17 protein-coding genes are annotated in these 18,873 nt (G+C 41.8%); 4 read left to right on the top strand and 13 right to left on the bottom strand.

Annotated elements, in window-relative coordinates:
• Nucleotides 1-61: 61 nt before the first annotated feature.
• From J0656_RS00490 to J0656_RS00515, 6 genes are all read right to left on the bottom strand, one after another.
• Complete coding sequence (locus J0656_RS00490) at nucleotides 62-364, bottom strand: hypothetical protein (protein ID WP_014032362.1); 303 nt, start codon at nucleotides 362-364, stop codon at nucleotides 62-64.
• Nucleotides 365-1,014: 650 nt separating this feature from the next.
• Nucleotides 1,015-2,553 carry a DUF4301 family protein gene (locus J0656_RS00495; RefSeq protein WP_207030698.1) on the bottom strand — a complete coding sequence of 513 codons (1,539 nt, stop codon included), beginning with the start codon at nucleotides 2,551-2,553 and terminating at the stop codon, nucleotides 1,015-1,017.
• On the bottom strand, nucleotides 2,534-3,115 hold the full coding sequence (locus tag J0656_RS00500; RefSeq protein ID WP_207030699.1) for an AAA family ATPase: 582 nt from the start codon (nucleotides 3,113-3,115) through the stop codon (nucleotides 2,534-2,536). The genes J0656_RS00495 and J0656_RS00500 overlap by 20 nt, the downstream gene beginning before the upstream one ends.
• Nucleotides 3,076-3,711 (bottom strand): nicotinamide riboside transporter PnuC, encoded by a 636-nt coding sequence (gene pnuC / locus J0656_RS00505; protein ID WP_207030700.1) that lies wholly within the window; start codon nucleotides 3,709-3,711, stop codon nucleotides 3,076-3,078. Before pnuC ends, J0656_RS00500 begins: the two co-directional genes overlap by 40 nt.
• Entirely contained in the window at nucleotides 3,695-3,955 is a 261-nt protein-coding gene (locus tag J0656_RS00510; RefSeq protein ID WP_207030701.1) for a hypothetical protein, read from the bottom strand. The genes pnuC and J0656_RS00510 overlap by 17 nt, the downstream gene beginning before the upstream one ends.
• Nucleotides 3,956-3,995: 40 nt before the next feature.
• Nucleotides 3,996-4,637 (bottom strand): 4'-phosphopantetheinyl transferase family protein, encoded by a 642-nt coding sequence (locus tag J0656_RS00515; protein WP_207030702.1) that lies wholly within the window; start codon nucleotides 4,635-4,637, stop codon nucleotides 3,996-3,998.
• Nucleotides 4,638-4,711: 74 nt separating this feature from the next.
• On the opposite strand from J0656_RS00515, the gene ahcY reads away from it, so the two are divergent.
• Entirely contained in the window at nucleotides 4,712-6,028 is a 1,317-nt protein-coding gene (ahcY, locus tag J0656_RS00520) for an adenosylhomocysteinase (RefSeq protein WP_207030703.1), read from the top strand.
• A 66-nt stretch (nucleotides 6,029-6,094) separates the two neighbouring features.
• On the opposite strand, the gene J0656_RS00525 is transcribed toward ahcY, so the two are convergent.
• Nucleotides 6,095-6,673 carry a DUF3332 domain-containing protein gene (locus J0656_RS00525; RefSeq protein ID WP_207030704.1) on the bottom strand — a complete coding sequence of 193 codons (579 nt, stop codon included), beginning with the start codon at nucleotides 6,671-6,673 and terminating at the stop codon, nucleotides 6,095-6,097.
• 159 nt (nucleotides 6,674-6,832) lie between these two features.
• On the opposite strand from J0656_RS00525, the gene J0656_RS00530 reads away from it, so the two are divergent.
• Nucleotides 6,833-7,945, top strand: coding sequence for a D-TA family PLP-dependent enzyme (locus J0656_RS00530; protein ID WP_207030707.1), 1,113 nt, complete (start codon nucleotides 6,833-6,835; stop codon nucleotides 7,943-7,945).
• Here the strand turns inward: J0656_RS00530 and J0656_RS00535 are convergent.
• The 6 genes from J0656_RS00535 to J0656_RS00560 all read right to left on the bottom strand — a co-directional run bounded on the left by J0656_RS00535 (nucleotide 7,934) and on the right by J0656_RS00560 (nucleotide 15,265).
• Complete coding sequence (locus J0656_RS00535) at nucleotides 7,934-8,956, bottom strand: phytase (RefSeq protein ID WP_207030709.1); 1,023 nt, start codon at nucleotides 8,954-8,956, stop codon at nucleotides 7,934-7,936. The genes J0656_RS00530 and J0656_RS00535 overlap by 12 nt on opposite strands.
• A gap of 95 nt (nucleotides 8,957-9,051) precedes the next feature.
• Nucleotides 9,052-11,973, bottom strand: coding sequence for a TonB-dependent receptor (locus J0656_RS00540; protein ID WP_207030711.1), 2,922 nt, complete (start codon nucleotides 11,971-11,973; stop codon nucleotides 9,052-9,054).
• Nucleotides 11,974-12,145: 172 nt separating this feature from the next.
• Nucleotides 12,146-13,735, bottom strand: coding sequence for a tetratricopeptide repeat protein (locus J0656_RS00545; protein ID WP_207030713.1), 1,590 nt, complete (start codon nucleotides 13,733-13,735; stop codon nucleotides 12,146-12,148).
• Nucleotides 13,736-13,889: 154 nt separating this feature from the next.
• On the bottom strand, nucleotides 13,890-14,150 hold the full coding sequence (gene rpmA / locus J0656_RS00550) for a 50S ribosomal protein L27 (RefSeq protein WP_163624958.1): 261 nt from the start codon (nucleotides 14,148-14,150) through the stop codon (nucleotides 13,890-13,892).
• Nucleotides 14,151-14,174: 24 nt separating this feature from the next.
• Nucleotides 14,175-14,714, bottom strand: a complete 540-nt coding sequence (gene rplU, locus J0656_RS00555; RefSeq protein ID WP_207030714.1) for a 50S ribosomal protein L21 — start codon at nucleotides 14,712-14,714, stop codon at nucleotides 14,175-14,177.
• Nucleotides 14,715-14,809: 95 nt separating this feature from the next.
• Nucleotides 14,810-15,265 (bottom strand): DUF4199 domain-containing protein, encoded by a 456-nt coding sequence (locus J0656_RS00560; protein WP_207030715.1) that lies wholly within the window; start codon nucleotides 15,263-15,265, stop codon nucleotides 14,810-14,812.
• Between the two features lie 184 nt (nucleotides 15,266-15,449).
• On the opposite strand from J0656_RS00560, the gene J0656_RS00565 reads away from it, so the two are divergent.
• Both J0656_RS00565 and J0656_RS00570 read left to right on the top strand, forming a co-directional pair.
• Nucleotides 15,450-16,772, top strand: coding sequence for a M16 family metallopeptidase (locus tag J0656_RS00565; RefSeq protein ID WP_207030716.1), 1,323 nt, complete (start codon nucleotides 15,450-15,452; stop codon nucleotides 16,770-16,772).
• A 1-nt stretch (nucleotide 16,773) separates the two neighbouring features.
• On the top strand, nucleotides 16,774-18,846 hold the full coding sequence (locus tag J0656_RS00570; RefSeq protein ID WP_207030717.1) for a M16 family metallopeptidase: 2,073 nt from the start codon (nucleotides 16,774-16,776) through the stop codon (nucleotides 18,844-18,846).
• Nucleotides 18,847-18,873 lie beyond the last annotated feature (27 nt).

The raw sequence follows: 18,873 nt of genomic DNA on the forward strand, positions 1-18,873 counted from the left end.
GGCTGCATATTACTGCAGCCCTTCATCAACCAAACTAACTATTGTGGGGTGATATATCTAATTACATGTCAATCCAGTTCCCCTCAGCATCGGCATATACAGTTCCTGATGTACCGTCTTCAAGGGTAAGTTCCAATTTATATTGGTCCTTATCGTTTTTGTATGCTTTATCGATTTTAGCGGTAGGGTAGTTGGACTCTACTGCGCTAGATACAGCAGAAGGAAGGTCAGACACGCTGATTTCTTCAAAATCTCCTACTACGATCTCGATTGCACTGTTATTTTCTAGTTCTGGAGTTTCAACATTTGCAAATGCTGTGATTCCTACAAATGATAGTACTGTTGCTAAAGCTAAATTTTTCATGGTATTTAATTTTATTGTTAAACTTGCTTATCTAACTGAAAACATAGTGCCAACACCATAAAATTTTTAAAAATCAAGTTAATTTATTGATTTTTAGTTGTTTGTGATTTTGTGCCAGTTTTAATAGTTGTGTAAAACTGTGTAATACCGTAAACAAAGTGTGTAAAAATTATACAAGAAAGGCTGCCTGGGCAGCCTTTCGTATTTGCCAATAAATGGTCACAAGGAAAAAAGACCATGGTACAGATTGGCAGAAATGGATAATACATGGATAGTGTTTATATAGCATCATCCTGGTTTTTGATATGTTTATGCTTGTTTCTGTTCCTTAGGTAGGATATCAATATATATAGGGCCAAGCCCAACGATACCACGTTTAAAAACAATATTATTTTGTAAAACATATATGCCGTTGTCTATCTTTTTGAACATTATTGAAAAGAAAGCCGTACATAAAGCACGGCTATCTTACCAAATCAACCAACCTAGTTAAGACAACCCCGCAAGGATTATCAAAAAATTTAATCATGTCACCGGAAATGATTCCGGTTATGTTTTTTAGACACACTTTTTAAAGCCAAGTCACATTTGAGCACAAAAAAACCCGCTACTTTTTCAGCAACGGGCTTAATAAATTGTTTTTTACACAGTTATGCTTGGTGTGTGGGCTTTAAAAGATCACTGACCGTTTTAACGGGATTAAAGGTCACCAATGGTACCTCCACAAAAATGGTGTTCCAGAAAGCCATAGCCCCGTTCCATAATCCAGGAAGTTCCAGTGCCTTCAGTTCTTTTCCCTCTTTGGTCTTACCGGTAATAAAACCTTGTTTGGTATCCACAAAGTCCAAAAGATCAAACTTTTGTCCTTTGTAGTCCCGCACCCCGCATACCAGATCTACCGGATTAAAATGTGTGGAATTCTGTAGTATAGCCGCTTGGGCTTTATCCTCCATATCTATTTGGGCGGACTCTATTATCTGAAGGGATATGTTGCCTTGTGCATCTTTTATCCAAAACGGACCGCCACCGGGCTCACCTTCATTTTTCACCATGCCACATATACGTATGGGACGGTTGATTCTGTCCTTCAACATCGTTTTTTGCTCCTCTACGCCAAAATCATCATAATTCTTGGGCATACGTACATTGAGGTCTTTCTCCAAAAACGCTTTGATTTCATCGGCTTTTTCAATGGAAACATCATCTTTGTCCAAAAGTCTGGCATAGGCGAACGCTTTGTCCTGAACTTTTTTAAGGACACCCGCCAACATTTTTTTACTGTTTGATACGGTCTCCAAGTTTTTATCGATGACCACATTATCTATATTCTTGATGAAGATAATATCTGCATCCTGATCGTTCAGGTTCTCAATGAGGGCACCATGTCCTCCCGGACGGAACAATATAGAACCATCACTATTTTTGAAGGGCTTATTGTCCATATCCACTGCAACGGTATCCGTGGATGGTTTTTGGTTGGAGTAGGTAATATTGAAAGAAGTATCTGTTTTCTTGGAGATTTTTGGCCCCACAGTCGCTTCCTCTTTCGCAAACATCTCATCATGCTGTTCCGATACGGTAAAATGAAGATTGGCGGTGCCTTTGGTCTTGGCATAGAGAGCGGCTTCCTTTAAATGCTCCTCGAAGGGGGTTGCCGTTTCCGTACCATATTTATGGAAAGGCAAAAGGCCTTTGGGATAAAATCCATAGTTAAGACCGCTGTCCATCAACATTTCCTTTACAAAAAGATAGGCCTCCTCATCTTTGTTTGAGGCTTTGCCCTTGATTCTGGACATGATCAGATCATAAAAGGGAAAGTCGGAAAGATTCTCGGTAAATTTTTTGGCATCCTGGTCTCCTGTGCGTTTTATGTATTCGGATAGCTTTTCTTTTGATGGGTCATAACTGTCCAGAAAATTGAACATGGCCTTGAACATACGGGATGCCGCGCCAGAGGCTGGAACAAACTTTAATAGTTCAAGTTCCTTTCTATTATCCTCAAAATATTGAAGCAGGTCCAGCTGCTCCTTTTCCGAGAACCGAAGTATTCCATTGCCCACTACCGCTGCTTGCGATAGTTGTACAAATGGGATGCCTTCTTTAAATGTTTGTATTTGATTATTTACTTTTTCTTTGGAAATTCCTTTGGAGTCCAGTTGTTCCAAGTCTTTAGGACTTAATTCTATCATGTTTTTGGAGAAGTTTATCTATATGTTCTACTGCTGTGGAAAGCCTTGACGCTTTATCTCCCCTTAAATTAATGAATTTCCTGTTATTATTCTCCAAAGCTTCCTTAAAATGCATAAACATTCGTTCTCTCTCATCCGGTTTGTCCCTAAGGTCATCAGCTACCCATGGCGTGTCGATATAGGTCAGGAAGTAGAGGTCGTAACTGTTTTTTAGGGCGTATTCTTCCAAAAGTGGGTCACAGGTACTGTTGTAATACGCTTCGGAATACACCTTTGTCTCCAAAAGGTCGGTATCACATATAAGTACTTTATTTGCTTTTTTCGCCAATTGGTTCTCTAGGCGCATTTGTCCGTAAGCAATAGGCAGCAAATCGTTTGGTTCGCAGGTTTTTTGTTCCCTGTCCCATTTATCTTGTAGGTATTCGCGAGCATATTCGGGCACCCATTCGGTTTTGTAGTATTCCGCCAGTTGTTTGGACAAGGTGGTCTTCCCTGTGGATTCTGGTCCAAAAAGGACGACTTTTATGAGGTTGGCGGGCTCTTGGCCAAGTTTTTCTTCCATGCTAGATATCCCTGTACAGCTAGAACAGTAAAAATGAGGTACTGTAAAGAGAACATACCCCATCCTCTGTAGGCGTACAAAGGTACGGTAATTAAATCACCCAATATCCAAAGGGTCCAGTTTTCCAATTTTTTATTGGCCATATACCACATTGCGGTAAAAAAAACGCCCGAGGTAAAAATATCTACGTAGTTTGTGGGCCCTATCTCCGCTCCAAAAGCTTTGTAAACTCCATATGTGACCAACATGGTGAGGAAAAAAAAGCCAACACCGACCCATTTCTCCTTCTTATTGGTCCTTGTAATATGCACCACTGGCTTTCTATCATCCCTTCGTCTTGCCCAGTTCCACCATCCATAAATGCTCATAATGGAATAGTAGAAATTCATCATCATGTCCCCTAAAAGATTATCAACAAAAAAGATATAGGTAGTAATCACCGTAGCGACGAGACCCGTAGGATACACCAAAATATCTTCCTTTTTAGCATAGACTACACTAGCAATTCCAAAGAAAAAAGCGGTCGCTTCCAGAATAATGAGGGAGAACTCACGGTCTTCATAGGGACCAATAAAGAAATCAAAAATGGGGTTCATACTCGCTTCGGTCGGATTTTACCATTTTCATGGTCAGCACCACATGGTCCAAATTCTCAAAACTTTCCTTTATTTCTGAATTGAGCAATTCCATTACTTCATTATAACCCCCAAAAACCTGTGTACTCAGTGGATTCTCCAAAACAGTAAGCCCAGAGTCGCGCAACTTTTTGATAAAAGCAATGACGGGGGTCTCAAAATCATCCTGGAGCGGAGATAGCGTAAGTTCAACGGATATTCTCATGGAGCAAATAATTTCAGGGTAAAACTACAAAAAGGAATTGTTATCCCCCCATCATTTTAAGGGCATAAACGCACGTAAACCCTTCAAATTCCAAAAACTCGATTTCGTAATGGGTCCTTTTACCATTGTACAGTATTTCGGCAACGGTTCGAGTATCCTCAAAAGAAAAATCGATGACATTGATATGACGTAAAAAACTGAGCCCCTGTTGTGCATAAATTTTATAGAGTGATTCCTTTGCTCCCCAAACTATGGTCAATTTTCGTATCAGTGCTTCGGAATTGGCCAACGTTTTATACTCTTGGATAGGTGTGAATTTGTGAGCTATCTTCAATATTTTATCACGTTGCATCTCAATGTCTATACCCACTTCATCCGTCTCGCTGATGATGATGCCTGTAAAGTTGTGCGAATGGGTAATGGATATAAACTTGCCATCTTTTAGATGGGGCTTTCCAAAATCATCATAATACAGGTCATGATCCACATAACCTGCCTCGGCCATAAGGTGGCGAATACTCAAAAAAGCCCGTCGGTGCGCCATCGATTTCATACCGTCCATCCTGCTTTGGCAATGCTCTGTAAGGTCCACATCCTTAGAAAGTTCACCTTCCGGCTCGGTCACTTTCCAGATATAGACCTTAGTGGTCGGAGAAACTGTTATTGTTTTGTAAAGAGGCATGAACTTAAGTTAAGTGAATTTGTATCTTTGTCGCACTACAAAAGCGAAGCTACAAAAGTAAATTTATATAAAGTATGAGCACAAAAACAATTCCGTATGTTCCTTATAAAGTGAAAGATATCTCTCTTGCCGATTGGGGAAGGAAAGAAATTGAGCTTGCCGAAGCAGAAATGCCGGGCCTTATGGCCTTGCGTGAAGAATACGGGCAACAACAGCCTTTAAAAGGAGCCCGAATAGCAGGGTGTTTGCACATGACCATTCAGACCGCTGTTTTGATCGAAACCTTAGTGGCTCTTGGAGCAGAGGTTACCTGGAGTTCTTGCAACATTTTCTCTACTCAAGATCACGCTGCTGCTGCAATCGCTGCTGCGGGAATTCCTGTGTATGCCTGGAAAGGAATGAACGAAAAGGAATTTGACTGGTGCATTGAGCAAACCTTGTTTTTTGGCGAGGACAGAAAGCCTTTGAACATGATCCTGGACGATGGTGGCGACCTTACCAATATGGTTTTGGACCAATATCCAGAACTTGCCGGAGGTGTAAAGGGATTGTCCGAAGAAACCACCACAGGGGTTCACCGTTTGTACGAAAGAATGAAAAAGGGTACCCTCCCAATGCCCGCGATCAATGTGAACGATTCCGTGACCAAATCCAAGTTTGATAATAAATATGGATGTCGCGAAAGTGCCGTGGATGCCATCCGTAGGGCTACCGACACTATGTTGGCAGGAAAACGCGTAGTGGTCGCCGGTTATGGCGATGTGGGAAAAGGAACCGCAGCCTCTTTTAGGGGAGCAGGCTCCATTGTTACCGTTACCGAAATCGACCCGATTTGTGCCCTACAAGCCTGTATGGACGGTTTTGAAGTGAAAAAACTGGAAACCGTGGTATCCAATGCCGATATCGTGATTACCACAACAGGTAACAAAGATATTATCCGAGAGGAGCATTTCCGTGCTTTAAAAGACAAGGCCATTGTCTGCAATATTGGACATTTTGACAATGAAATAGATATGGCTTGGTTGAACGGCGCCTATGGAAATACCAAGAATGAAATAAAACCTCAAGTGGACAAGTATACCATTGAGGGGAAAGATGTCATCATTTTGGCAGAAGGTAGACTGGTAAACCTTGGTTGTGCCACTGGGCATCCAAGTTTTGTGATGAGCAACTCGTTCACCAACCAGACCTTGGCGCAAATCGAGCTTTGGAACCATAATGACAAGTATGCCAACGAGGTGTATATGCTCCCCAAACATTTGGATGAAAAAGTGGCCAAACTGCACTTGTCGCGTTTGGGTGCCGAATTAACGGAACTAAATGAGGAACAAGCAGAATATATTGGTGTAACCGTAGAAGGTCCTTTTAAACCCGAATACTACCGTTACTAAACACAACGAATCAAAAAACAAAAACCCATGGTTTGCGCCATGGGTTTTTTATTGGGGAAAATTTTATTAATCTGCCAATAGGGTCTCACCATAGTAGCAGGTCTTGCTTTCTTTCAACAAGGCCAAACCTTCTTCCCTTGTGCTATTTGGGTCGATTTTTATTTCTTCACCATTGGGCATGTAAACAATGTAGAATCCTTCTTCAAAAGAGGAAAGTTTAATGATCTCACCGTTGGGACGAACGGCATTCCAAGATTTTTCATCCGGTTTGTACACCAAATCGATTTTCTTTCCTTTTTTCGGGCCCTCCACCACGGTTACCTGAATTCTGTTCTTGGTGGCGATCATTTCAAAAGTGTTGCCATCGTGCTCCACAATTTGGGTTTCCGACTCCCCATCTTTCATAGCTATCGGGTTAGATCCGGACCAAAATTCGATGACGTTGAAGATAATGGCGTCCCCAAGAAAAAACAGACCATAAACAGGGACAATGTTCAATCCCCAAAAAATAAGATTATCCAAAAATTTACTGTCCGTTAGCCCTTGGTTCCAATCTTTCAAATTATTGAAAGCGCTGAAAGAACCTAAACAGCTGGTAAACAAAATAGAGCAGGCCAATAATGAAGAAATAATAACTTTTTTCATGATATAAGATTTATAGTTAATCCTATTGAAGGTACAAAAGATTTTGATTTTAGGTTTTCCAGAGTTCGATTTCGATATATTTAATTGGGACCACTGGCAAAAAAATTCCAAGGCTTCAGATCTTGATTCTTACCTTTATTGGTTCAAAAGAAGAATGTTATGAACGACCATTGGTACGACATTAAAAATATTGAAACGGTTGATTCTCCATCCATCGCTCTATACCTGGAACATCTCAAGTTCAACATTGAGGAGATGGTCTCGATGGTACATGGGCAAACGGATAGGTTGATGCCGCACATCAAGACCAACAAAATGCCTCGGGTCATGAAGCTTTTACTGGAGTCGGGAATCTCAAAATTCAAGGCTTCCACTATCTCTGAAGCTGAAATCGCGGCCGAGGCGGGGGCCACTGCTGTTCTTATTGCGCACCAGTTGGTGGGACCAAAGTTGGACCGCTTTTTACAATTGATAAAACACTACCCAAATACGGCGTTTTCAACTTTAGTGGACAACGTGGACAGTGCGGAACTTTTGAACCAAAAAGCCGAGGAAACAGAACTCAATGCCAACATTTATATTGATATCAACAATGGAATGGACCGGTCCGGAATCCAAATTGGTCCGGGGCTGGACGAGCTCATCAACTATTTGAAAATATGCAAATCGCTCAACTTTAAAGGGCTGCACGCGTACGATGGCCACCTAAGGGATTCCGATTTTGAGGTGCGCAACCAAAAGATAGAACAAGGGGTGATGGATGTAGTGGTTTATTTTGATACGCTAAGGATAGATTACCCCCAAGCTCAATTGATATGTGGTGGAACCCCATCGTTCACATCTCATTTGCTCCAAGAAAACAGAATCACCAGCCCTGGCACCTGTGTGCTTTGGGATTGGGGATATGGTGAAAAATTGACAGAACAAAATTTCAAACATGCCGCACTATTGGTTACACGAATCATTTCCAAACCCACCGAAGGGATTATAACCATAGATTTGGGACATAAATCGGTAGCGGCCGAAAATCCTATTGACAAGCGCGTTAAGTTCCTGAACATTGATGACTATGAACTGCTTTCACAAAGTGAGGAACACGGGGTAATCAAAGTAAAGGATTGGGACAAATACAAAGTCGGTGACGTGCTCTATGGCATTCCGTATCATATTTGCCCCAGTATCAATCTTCATGATGAAGTTTCGGTTATCGAGAACGGCAAAAAAGTGGATACTTGGGAAATTACCGCCCGAAAACGAAAACTAAGGTTTTAAGTCCAGCGCCTTTTTCAGGTCGTAGAAATAAAAGTTTTTTTCATCGTTCATGGCAGCGAAAAGACCAGATGAAAAGGTATCGTTCAAGGGAACGGTGACCACATCGCAACCATCGGTCTCCAAAGTGGAAAGGTTTACCGCTTTTATAAAACTATTGTCCTTTCTGGAGAAGATATTGAACTGTCCGCGTTGTTGGTCGGAAACTATAATATATCCTTCTTCGTTAGGGTATCCGGCAATGGCAATGCCCTCGATGTCCTCCAAGAACAGTTCACCACCAAAACAGGCCAATTCCTTGTTGCCCATGCTCGGCTCCGCGTAGTATTTTTTAACGCATTCGCCTTCATCGGAATAGTACACGTAGCCCATTTCGTTGTCCACGGCTATGGCCTCGATTTCCTTGCCGCCAGTAAAACTTCCGAATTTACGAACCAAATTAGACGATACACCTGTGCTGTCCGATTCCAATTTGTATTGATATAAATAAGAGCCTGTTGGGCCTATCTTTCTACTCACGATGGCGTATAGGGATGAATCCTTCGGGGATTTGTACATACTTATTCCCATGGCCAAACGTTGTTCCACGTCGGTTTCATCTTCAAATACGGGAAAACCACCACCATCGAGCGGTTTCATGTCGGGCACGGAGAACAATCTGATCTGTTGTTTTTCCCGCTCGGTAAAGGCGATTACATCAACGGCAACGGAATCGTTTAGCTGAAAACCATATTCCAAATCCACATTGTTGGGTCTTTGGATGTTTTTGATGGATTTCTCTTCAATGATCTTCCCATCAAGGTCAAAGGCATAAACACCGCCGTTGGTCTCTTTATCGGTTCCGAATACGATACTTTTTGAGGCATCATCCGGATTGATCCAAATAGCGGGATCATCGGTATCGTTTGGGGTTTTTTCTGTGATTATATCTGGAGCAATGGCTGGCAGTTTGCTCCCTTGATTGCAGGAAGTTAATGCAACAGCAGCTAAAATTGGTGTAAATATTTTTCTCATATTGATGATTAAGATAAGAAATGCCAGTCCCAAGCACCTACCCTTTCTGGGCAGGCACTTGTTATGACACCGTATATAAAATATACTACCTGAAATTATTTTCTAAACAAATCGTACTTCAATCCGAAGGTAAATCGGATATCGTAGAACTCCATCTGTTGTGTTCTTGATTTTACTCCTTGGAAATAACGCAATGGTTGATTTGTGATGTTGTTCACGTCGGCGTACAACCTTAAATTGCTGTTGATGGCATAGCTGGCATTGAAATCCAAGAAGAATTGTGTATCGTAATATCTATCTTCAAAAGCATTCCCTCCAATTTCGTCGATATAGGAGTCTGAGAAGTTGGCGGACAATCTTGCGCTGAACCTTTTATCGGCATAGCCCAAAGAACCGTTGAACATGTTTGGAGCGGTGTTCGGTAAATCCAAATCGGTACGCTCGTCACCATCTTCGTTACGAATACCGTCCGCACTTGAAGACAAGTAGGTGTAGTTTAAATAGATGCTAAAGTTTCTGGCAAACCCGGGCAAAAAGTCCAATTGTCTCTGGAAAGATAGTTCTGCACCAAAAATAGAGGCTGAGTCACCGTTCAAGGGCTGGAATACATCATAACCTGCTGTTCCTGCACCATAAGCATCGTTTGGTGCCTCGGTAATGAATGTGTAGATGAAATCATTTATTTTTTTATAAAATACACCTCCTGAGATGATTCCAACACTTTCAAAATAATGCTCGGCATTCAAGTCAAAGTTCATGGAGGTAGTTGGGTCCAGTTCCGGATTGCCTACAATGACCTCCCTATCTTCGTTCACAATTTCCGATCTTGGGATAAGGTCCGCATAATTTGGACGAGCCAATGTATTGGTCCAAGCAAACCTGAGCACCGTACTGTTGTTCAAATCAACCGTACTGTTGTTCAAATCATACTTAAAATGAACTCCGGGCAAAATATTGGTATAGGAGTTTTCATCGGAAACGGATTCCACCTCAATACCTTCCTCTATCCCTGCGTCCTCATCTTCTTCAATATAGATTACGCGGTTTCCTTGTGTTTCAAGTCTGGTATTTTCAAGTCGAAGTCCTGCCAAAATACTCAACCTTTCCGTTAGTTTTTGATTCAACATGGCATAACCTGCCCAAACATCTTCTTGGATATCAAAATTACCGGGGAGGTATTCATCTTGAACTGCTTCTCCATTGGCAGGGCTCAAATCCAAAGAGCCCAACCACTCTTCACTGGCAAAAGTACCGGCCTGGTATTTTCCACCGGCCAAAAAATCTGGATCGGTATAGGATTTTACGGGAACATTGGCCAATGTAGGGTAAAAATCTTCCAAATCGTACTCGTAGAAATCGTTGTTTCTCAGTTTTGACTTAAATCTTCCCCTTGCACCAAATTTTAGGATTCCCCCATTTCCAAATAGGTCTGCAGGTAGCTCAAAATTTGCAAAAAAATTGACATCTTCCTCTTCGGTGTATTGGTTTTCGTTCGTTACTTCACCGAACTCAAAACCGCTAAGATTACTAAAATTGGCTGGGTCAGCAGCCGTCATAACCGGATATTTTGGGTTGCTGTTGTCATTGTTGATGATGTACTCGGTCTCGTATTCCGCATAGCGCTCGTTCAAACGCTCCTCGGATGCCTTGGCATAAGCAGCCATCCAATCCACTTTTAACGAACCGAACAAGTGATTGCCCCCAAGGGTGTAGTTTTGCATACGTTGGTCTTCCAAACGGGCATTCTTATTGCGCCCTCCTGCAATTCCACCCTTGGACTGTCTCTTAACTTCCACAGGGAAACGGGTCAAATTTCCATTGTTCAAGGTGAAATCACCGACTTCGATATCCTCTCCATCCAATATTTCCTGCTCCAACCGAAACCTATTTTCACGGTCATCTCTCCAGTTGTACATGGTTTTCAGGTAGATGTTGTTGTTTGGATTGATTTGATAATCCAAATTGGCCGAGAAACTTCTTCTTACCCTCTGCACCAAATAAGTGCGCTGCTCGGTAACGTTGGTATACGGATTCACTTCGGTTTCCTCCAAAATAGGCTCGCCTTCTTCATCCTCTTCACCGGTATTGTACTCAAATTCGTTGTCCCACTCGGCTTCGATATTATCGGAACCAAAATCGTTATCGTTGATGGTCGCGGAAAGCATCCATCCAAATTTTCCGTCGTTGGTACGGTCACCCACCAAGATGGACCCGTTCCAAATACGTTTGTCGGTAATAAAGTTTACCCCAGATCCAGCTGTGGCAGATAATCTAAAACCTTGTGGTGCCGTTCTGGTCACCAAGTTTACCGAACCGCCCAATGCATCGGCGTCCATATCCGGAGTTACGGCCTTGTTCACCTCAATGGTCTGTATCATATCCGAAGGAATAAGGTCCATCTGAACATTTCTGTTATCGGACTCAGCAGAAGGAATCCTGCTACCGTTCAAGGTCACGGAGTTCAACTGAGGGGAAAGACCACGCACAATAATGTTACGCGCCTCCCCTTGATCTACCTGCATGGTAATTCCAGGTATACGCTTAACAGCATCGCCAATATTGGCATCGGGGAATTTCCCGATCTGGTCGGTAGAAACGACATTCGTAATGTTCATGTTATTCTTTTGGGTATTCAACGCCTTTGACTGTCCGCTTAGGCCATAAGCACTCACCTGCACTTCGTCCAATTCCATATTCGAGGATTCAAGCGTAATACTCACTGGGGTAGTTTGCCCAGCACTCACACTTACTTCCTGCTCAACATCGGAATAGCCCATATAGGTCACCCTTAAGATATAGGCTCCTTCTGGGATGCCCACCAAAGTAAATTTTCCATCAAAGTTGGAAATGGCTCCTTTTACCAAGGATTCGATATACACATTGGCACCGGGAACGTAGATACCGTTCTCATCGGTAATAGTGCCCTGAATATTTCCTGATTGGGCTTGGGCCATTGCGTTTCCGAGCACCATAAACAGCGTTACAAAAAGTAGTTTTTTTAGGTTCATCAATTTCATTTTGGTTTACGTTAGAATGCTTTCCAAAACTATGTATATCAACCCGTTATGATTTGAACTAAATGAAAACAAAAGGGAAACAAAACTGAAAATCGATAGAAACAAGAGGGCAACAATTACGGTTTTTTTACATTGGGATAACCTTTTCTAAAAAAAGAGAGGTATTAAAGGGTTAAAGTTCAATCATAAAGTTTACCAGTTCGTCTTTTTGGTCAATGGGCAATTTTTTTCTCAATCGGTAACGAGCCACTCTAACGCTATCTGGAGTAACACGTAAAATGGATGCTATTTCCTTGGAAGAAAGGTTCAATCGCAATAACATTCCCAATCGCAATTCAGCAGGGGATAATGAATCCTCTGAAAGCATCGAAAGTTTCTTTATAAACTCTGGATGGATTTCCTTGAAGAAGGTCATAAACTCATCCCATTCCTGCTCCTGCTTAAGGTTAAAGTCTATCTCTTTTACCAATTCCTTTATTTTTTCGGAGGTATTCATATGTTTTCGGGAGACCATATTCCTGAGGGTGTTGGACATATCGAGCAAAATCTTGTTCTTTTGGGAGAGGTGCAGACTATATCGAGATAATGAAGCTGCCTTTAACTGCACTTCGCGCTGTAAGTTTTGTTCCTCAATGGCTTTTTTATCCAACTCTGCCTTGAGCATACGGTGTTTATATTCCTGAATCTTCAACGTAGCCTTCCGTTTTCTGCCCATATAGTAAAAGAGAATTATAAAAATAACGGCAATGGCGAATAGTGCAACCCAAAGCAAATTCTGATTGGCAACGCTTACCTTGTTCTGCTCCTTCAATAGTTGAATTTCCGCTTCTTTTTTATTGGTTTCGTAAATGGTCTGGAGCACGTTCAATTGGTCATGGTTTTGAGACCGAAGCATTTTACTGTTGTATTCTTCAGCAAGAAGCAAGTGCTCGTGGGCCTTCTCAAAATTCCTCATTAAGGCGTAGTTCTTCGAAAGGTCCTTGTGCGCACTCTCCAATTGATGCAGGTCGTTCAACTCCTTGGCAAGGTCCAAAGCTTTGGTGGTATATTCCAATCCTGGTTGATAATCACCTCTTTTTCTGAATGAATCACCAAGGTTGTTCAGCACGTTGATTTCTTCTGTAGTTCGTGAACCTTGGAGATGGTCATAGGCCTTTTTGAAGTATTCGTACGCCAGCTCAAATTCCTCCAAATCTTCATAAACACTTCCAATGTTTTCATTGGTAACGGCAACACCAAAGTCATCATTCTGCTTTTGAAATAAATCCAGACTACGCCTTTGGTCTTGGAGGGCTTCGTCATATTCGGATTGTTTTTCGTGGCTCGCTCCCAACAAACCTAGTGAAGCGGCCAAACCTTTATCATCTTTAAGTTGTTCTGATGCTTTTTTGGTTTCCTCAAAATATTGTTCGGCCAGTTCAAAATTGTTCAGGGAGAGATATACTTTGCCGATATTATTGTTCAGAACGATGTAAAATGGGTCATCAAGATCAGGGCCCAAAAGTTCCAGTGCAGAATTATATTGCGCTATGGCTTCGGTATATAGGCCGAGTGTGTGATAGTACTCACCCAATTGAAGATAGGCTTGGGCGATTTGAGCGGGATTTTCGGGATGCTTTTTTGCAATCTCCAATTGACTTTGAAGTGCATTGTAAGTATCCGTAGTTTTTCTATTGGTTATAGGAACGGTGGCCTGTTGTCCCCAACCGCCCATCGAAATCAATAAACTGAACAGAAAAAGAAAAAGAAAAACATTTTTCATGGTGGGTTATTGAGGAAAAGTAAAAAGCTCTTCAAGTAAGCTTTTGATCCTCACTCCAACATCACCATTGGGTTAACAAACCATTAAAAATTGAGGCAACAAAAAAGGCCCCGCTTTTGCGGGGCCCTTCAGTATTAACTTTTATAATCGCTTGTTATGCTTCAAAAGGTTCGATGGAAACATAAGATTTACCACCAACTTTCTTTTCAAACTTAACTACACCATCTACCTTGGCGTGCAAAGTATGGTCTTTTCCAGCATATACATTTTCGCCAGGATTGTGCTTGGTACCACGTTGTCTTACAATAATGTTACCAGCTGTTGCTGCCTGACCACCAAAAATCTTAACACCTAAGCGTTTCGATTCTGATTCCCTACCGTTTTTTGAACTACCTACACCTTTCTTGTGAGCCATGATATATAAATTTTAGTTCTTTTCTTATTTGCTTAACGCTTCGATCAACTCGGCTTTCTTCATGGAAGAATAACCGGTAATCTCCTTGGCTTTTGCCATATCCCTCAATTCAGCAACAGTTTTGGAACTCAAGTCCTCGGTTGCTTTTGGAGCTTCTTTCTTTGGAGCTTCCGCTTTTTTCTCTGCCTGTTTTGGTTCGGCAGCTGGTTTTGCTTCAGCTTTGGCTTTTGAAGGGGCCGCTTTTTTGGCTCCTTTTGCCAAGATACTCTCAACAACGATTTCAGTCAAATATTGTCTGTGACCGTTCTTTTTCTGGTAACCTTTACGTCTTTTCTTTTTAAAGACGATTACCTTGTCTCCTTTTAGGTGCTTTACAACTTTGGCCTCAACGGCCGCACCATCTATGACCGGGGCGCCAATGGTTACGTTATCACCATCTTCCAAAAGAAGAACTTTATCGAAAGTGATCTTATCACCTTCTTCTCCTTGCAAACGGTGAACGTACACTTTCTGGTCTTTAGCAACTTTAAATTGCTGCCCTGCCATCTCTACAATTGCGTACATAATGCGTTAATTAGATTAAAATTATTGCGCTTTATCAAAATTAGCGGGTGCAAATATACTGCTAAATCCTTAATCCACAAGTATTCCTCTCCAATTTAACCCATAATTTTTTTGGAATTGTTGCTCGTTTTAAATAGTTGCATAAATGAAAGTGTTAAAACCAAGGTTGAGGCAAACCCCATAATGGCCACAGTAAAAAACACTATCCCTTGAAAATTCTTATAATCATTGGACCATGCAACAGAAAGCTTGTCCAGAAAAGCACTGTCCAATTCCGTCGCATAAAGCGCAAAGAAAACAGTGAACAACAATGTTGCGATAAAGCCAGTGGTTATACCGGCCGTGAACCCATTTCCATAACTAAAGGACTTACCCTGTTTTATCTTGGTGTATTTAATGGTCTCATAGATTCCAAAACCTGTGATTATACCATTGAACAAGCTATAAAAAACATTGGTGTGCTTGCCCATTAAGGCCAAAATCAAAAAATACGCAATCAGCACAGCACTGGTGACTATGCCAAAACGAATCGGGAGAGTTAAATTTTTCATATTGTATTTTTTTGAATTCATTGTATAATTTACTGAATGTTTGCGAATTATCCCACTCTTTGAGACTAAAGACGAGGTTAAAATTTACCTGCTGCCCGAAAATATTTTATATTTAGCGTAACATCGATGGATAAATCGATACCAACCTCTTAGCAACATCAATTTTTAAATACTGACTATTAAAATGAAAAAACATTTGTTTACTGCATCTGCCATGCTCTTTGCAGCAACTAGCCTTTTTGCACAAGAGGTAGTTTTTGAAGAGTATGACCTGGACAACGGGCTCCATGTGATCTTACATCAAGACAACGGTGCCCCTGTGGTGACCACATCGGTGATGTACCATGTGGGATCCAAAGACGAAGACCCGGACAAAACGGGTTTTGCACACTTTTTTGAACACCTGCTTTTCGAGGGCACCAAAAATATTGAACGGGGGCAATGGGACCAAATAACGGCTGCCAACGGAGGAAGGAACAATGCAAACACCTTTTTGGACCGCACCTATTATTATGAGGTTTTCCCTTCCAATAGTTTAGAAGTTGGACTTTGGTTGGAGTCTGAACGTTTGATGCACCCCATTATCGGGCAAGTTGGCGTTGACACCCAAAAAGAAGTGGTACAAGAAGAAAGAAGACTCAGAACCGACAATGCCCCCTACGGTGCATTCTTTGAGCAAATCTTGAAGAATCTCTATACAAAACATCCCTATAGATGGGGAGTTATTGGTTCTCTAGATCATTTGGCCAGCGCCACTTTGGAGGACTTTAAAAAGTTCAACCAAACTTATTACGTGCCAAACAATGGGGTTTTGGTTGTAGCTGGTGATTTTGAAACGGACAAGACCAAAAAAATGATCGAGGATTATTTCGGCCCAATTCCAAGGGGCGCCGAAATAAAGAGACCCAATATTAAGGAAGACCCTATCACCGAGACCAAATTTGCCAAATATTACGACCCGAACATTCAGATTCCGGCCATTCTATTGGCTTACAGAACGCCCGGACAAGGGCAACGGGACGCCTATGTGATCAACATGATCTCCACTTATCTGAGCGATGGCGAAAGTTCCAAGTTGTACAAAAAATTGGTGGACGAGAAGAAAATGGCGCTTCAAATACTTTCTGTTCCGATCGATGCCGAAGATTACAGCTCGTACATTGTTGGTGGTCTTCCTGTAGGCGACAATTCCATTCAGGATATCAAGAAAGAAATTGATGAAGAGATCTTGAGGCTTCAAATGGAATTGATTTCCGAAAAGGATTATCAAAAACTTCAGAACAAGTTCGAAAATCAATTCGTGAATGCCAACAGCAGCGTTGAAGGCATTGCAAATTCCTTGGCCGAAAACTATATGCTGAAGGACGATACCAACCTGATCAATACAGAAATAGATATTTACCGCTCTATTACCCGTGAAGAAATCATGGAAGTGGCCAAAAAATATTTGAAGGTGAACCAACGTGTGGAGTTGGAATATTTGCCAGAACAAAAAGACGCTAATTAAGATGAAAAAATATTTAGTTTTAGCTGCGCTGTCCCTGTTCATGACAGCCACATACGCACAGATAGACAGAAGCACGCCCCCAGAACCAGGGCCTGCACCAAAAATAAATTTAAAGGAACCTGCCCGTTTTGAGCTAAAGAATGGCTTAAAGGTACTCGTAGTGGAAAATCATAAGTTGCCACGGGTCCGAATCCAGTTATCCATAGACAACCCACCTATTTTGGAGGGGGACAAAGCTGGAGTTTCCGTCCTAACCGGAAGCATGCTGGGCAAAGGATCTAAAAATGTTCCAAAGGATGATTTTTATGAAGAAGTGGACTTTTTAGGGGCCAATATTTACATCGGTGAGCAAAGCGCCTTTGCAAGTTCCCTATCCAAATATTTTCCAAGGGTGCTCGAGTTAATGGCAGATGCCGCTATCAATCCGGACTTTCTCCAAGAAGAGTTTGAAAAGGAAAAGGAAAAGGTGATTACCGGAATCAAATCGGAAGAAAAGGATGTTTCTGCAATAGCCGATAGAGTTCAAGCAGCTTTGGCTTATGGAAAAAACCATCCTTATGGCGAATTCATGACCGAGGAAACGGTAAACAATGTTTCCCTAATGGATGTGGAGCAGTTCTATCGCTCCTATTTTGTTCCCGCTAACGCCTATTTGGTGGTTATCGGCGATGTCGAGTTCGATACCGTTAAAGAATTGGTCACAGAAGCCTTTACCCCTTGGTCCAAAGCAGTACCTCCATCGTTCAGTTATTCGGACCCAAAAGACGTGCAGTATACACAAATCAACTTTGTTGATGTTCCCAACGCTGTTCAATCCGAGGTTGCGGTAGAAAACATTACCAACTTAAAAATGAAGGACGAGGATTATTTGGATGCTCTTTTGGCCAACAGAATATTAGGTGGTGGCTCACAAGCTCGTTTGTTCAAAAATTTAAGGGAGGACAAAGGGTACACCTATGGTTCGTATTCTGGAATCCGGGCCAATAAATTCAGCCCAATGCGATTCAATGCCTATGCGCAAGTTAGAAATGCCGTAACCGACAGCTCAGTGGTCGAAATCTTGAAAGAAATCGATAAAATGACCTCTGAGCCGGTATCCGATGAAGAATTGGCCAATGCCAAGGCCAAATATGCCGGTAGTTTTGTAATGGCTTTGGAAAAACCTGAAACAGTTGCAGAATACGCATTGAACATTGAAACAGAAAGTCTTCCAAAAGACTTTTACGAAACGTATTTGGAACGTTTGGATGCCATCTCGAAAGAAGATGTACTCAACGCCTCCAAAAAATACTTTTCGACCTCCAATGCCCGCGTAGTGGTCACCGGAAAAGGAACGGACGTTCTGGAAAATTTGGAAAAGGTGACCTTTAACGGTAAAACTGTTCCCGTTCTTTACTATGACAAATATGCCAACAAAACGGACAAACCCGAATATGGGGCTGCAATTCCCGAAGGAATAGATGCCAACGCAGTTTTGGAAAGTTACATCGAAGCCATTGGGGGCAAAGCAAAATTGGATGCCGTGGAATCATACTCAATGATGGCAGAAGCCGAAATGCAAGGCATGAAATTGGAGCTTGAAATGAAGAAAACAACCCAAGACCAGTTTATGCAAAACATAAAGGTGCAGGGCAATTCCATGCAAAAACAGGTTTTGGATGGCGACTCCGGATATATGGTAATGCAGGGTCAACGCAAAGACCTTTCCGCTGAAGAGGTTGCAAAAATCAAAGAAGAATCAGCAGCTTTCCCTGAGTTGAACTATCTGGCAGTTGGAGATGTGACCCTGGAAGGAGTAGAGCAAGTTGATGGCAAGAAAGCCTACAAACTCAAAATTAGCGATGAAAAAACCGCTTTTTATGACATGGAAACAGGTCTAAAAGTACAGGAAATCGTTACCCAAGAAGTGCAAGGTCAGCAAATGACAAGTACCATTGGCTATGGAGACTACCAAGAAGTTTCCGGTATCAAGTTCCCATTTAAGTTGATGCAGAGCATGGGACCACAGAACATGGAGTTTATTGTGAAAGAAATCAAGGTGAACGAAGGCGTTGAAGCATCTGATTTCAAATAAGCATATATTTTAAATACAAAAAGGGGC

The sequence above is a fragment of the Flagellimonas aurea genome (assembly GCF_017313785.1).
In the GTDB taxonomy this organism is placed as follows: Bacteria; Bacteroidota; Bacteroidia; order Flavobacteriales; family Flavobacteriaceae; genus Flagellimonas; species Flagellimonas aurea.

What these genes read in the sequence shown, in the direction of transcription:
- J0656_RS00525 (WP_207030704.1), bottom strand. Translation starts at nt 6,673, where the DNA reads ATGAAAAAAGTTATTATTTCTTCATTATTGGCCTGCTCTATTTTGTTT.
- J0656_RS00515 (WP_207030702.1), bottom strand. Translation starts at nt 4,637, where the DNA reads ATGCCTCTTTACAAAACAATAACAGTTTCTCCGACCACTAAGGTCTAT.
- pnuC (WP_207030700.1), bottom strand. Translation starts at nt 3,711, where the DNA reads ATGAACCCCATTTTTGATTTCTTTATTGGTCCCTATGAAGACCGTGAG.
- J0656_RS00530 (WP_207030707.1), top strand. Translation starts at nt 6,833, where the DNA reads ATGAACGACCATTGGTACGACATTAAAAATATTGAAACGGTTGATTCT.
- J0656_RS00540 (WP_207030711.1), bottom strand. Translation starts at nt 11,973, where the DNA reads ATGAAATTGATGAACCTAAAAAAACTACTTTTTGTAACGCTGTTTATG.
- J0656_RS00495 (WP_207030698.1), bottom strand. Translation starts at nt 2,553, where the DNA reads ATGATAGAATTAAGTCCTAAAGACTTGGAACAACTGGACTCCAAAGGA.
- rplU (WP_207030714.1), bottom strand. Translation starts at nt 14,714, where the DNA reads ATGTACGCAATTGTAGAGATGGCAGGGCAGCAATTTAAAGTTGCTAAA.
- J0656_RS00500 (WP_207030699.1), bottom strand. Translation starts at nt 3,115, where the DNA reads ATGGAAGAAAAACTTGGCCAAGAGCCCGCCAACCTCATAAAAGTCGTC.
- J0656_RS00570 (WP_207030717.1), top strand. Translation starts at nt 16,774, where the DNA reads ATGAAAAAATATTTAGTTTTAGCTGCGCTGTCCCTGTTCATGACAGCC.
- J0656_RS00565 (WP_207030716.1), top strand. Translation starts at nt 15,450, where the DNA reads ATGAAAAAACATTTGTTTACTGCATCTGCCATGCTCTTTGCAGCAACT.
- J0656_RS00535 (WP_207030709.1), bottom strand. Translation starts at nt 8,956, where the DNA reads ATGAGAAAAATATTTACACCAATTTTAGCTGCTGTTGCATTAACTTCC.
- J0656_RS00560 (WP_207030715.1), bottom strand. Translation starts at nt 15,265, where the DNA reads ATGAAAAATTTAACTCTCCCGATTCGTTTTGGCATAGTCACCAGTGCT.
- J0656_RS00545 (WP_207030713.1), bottom strand. Translation starts at nt 13,735, where the DNA reads ATGAAAAATGTTTTTCTTTTTCTTTTTCTGTTCAGTTTATTGATTTCG.
- J0656_RS00490 (WP_014032362.1), bottom strand. Translation starts at nt 364, where the DNA reads ATGAAAAATTTAGCTTTAGCAACAGTACTATCATTTGTAGGAATCACA.
- ahcY (WP_207030703.1), top strand. Translation starts at nt 4,712, where the DNA reads ATGAGCACAAAAACAATTCCGTATGTTCCTTATAAAGTGAAAGATATC.
- rpmA (WP_163624958.1), bottom strand. Translation starts at nt 14,150, where the DNA reads ATGGCTCACAAGAAAGGTGTAGGTAGTTCAAAAAACGGTAGGGAATCA.
- J0656_RS00510 (WP_207030701.1), bottom strand. Translation starts at nt 3,955, where the DNA reads ATGAGAATATCCGTTGAACTTACGCTATCTCCGCTCCAGGATGATTTT.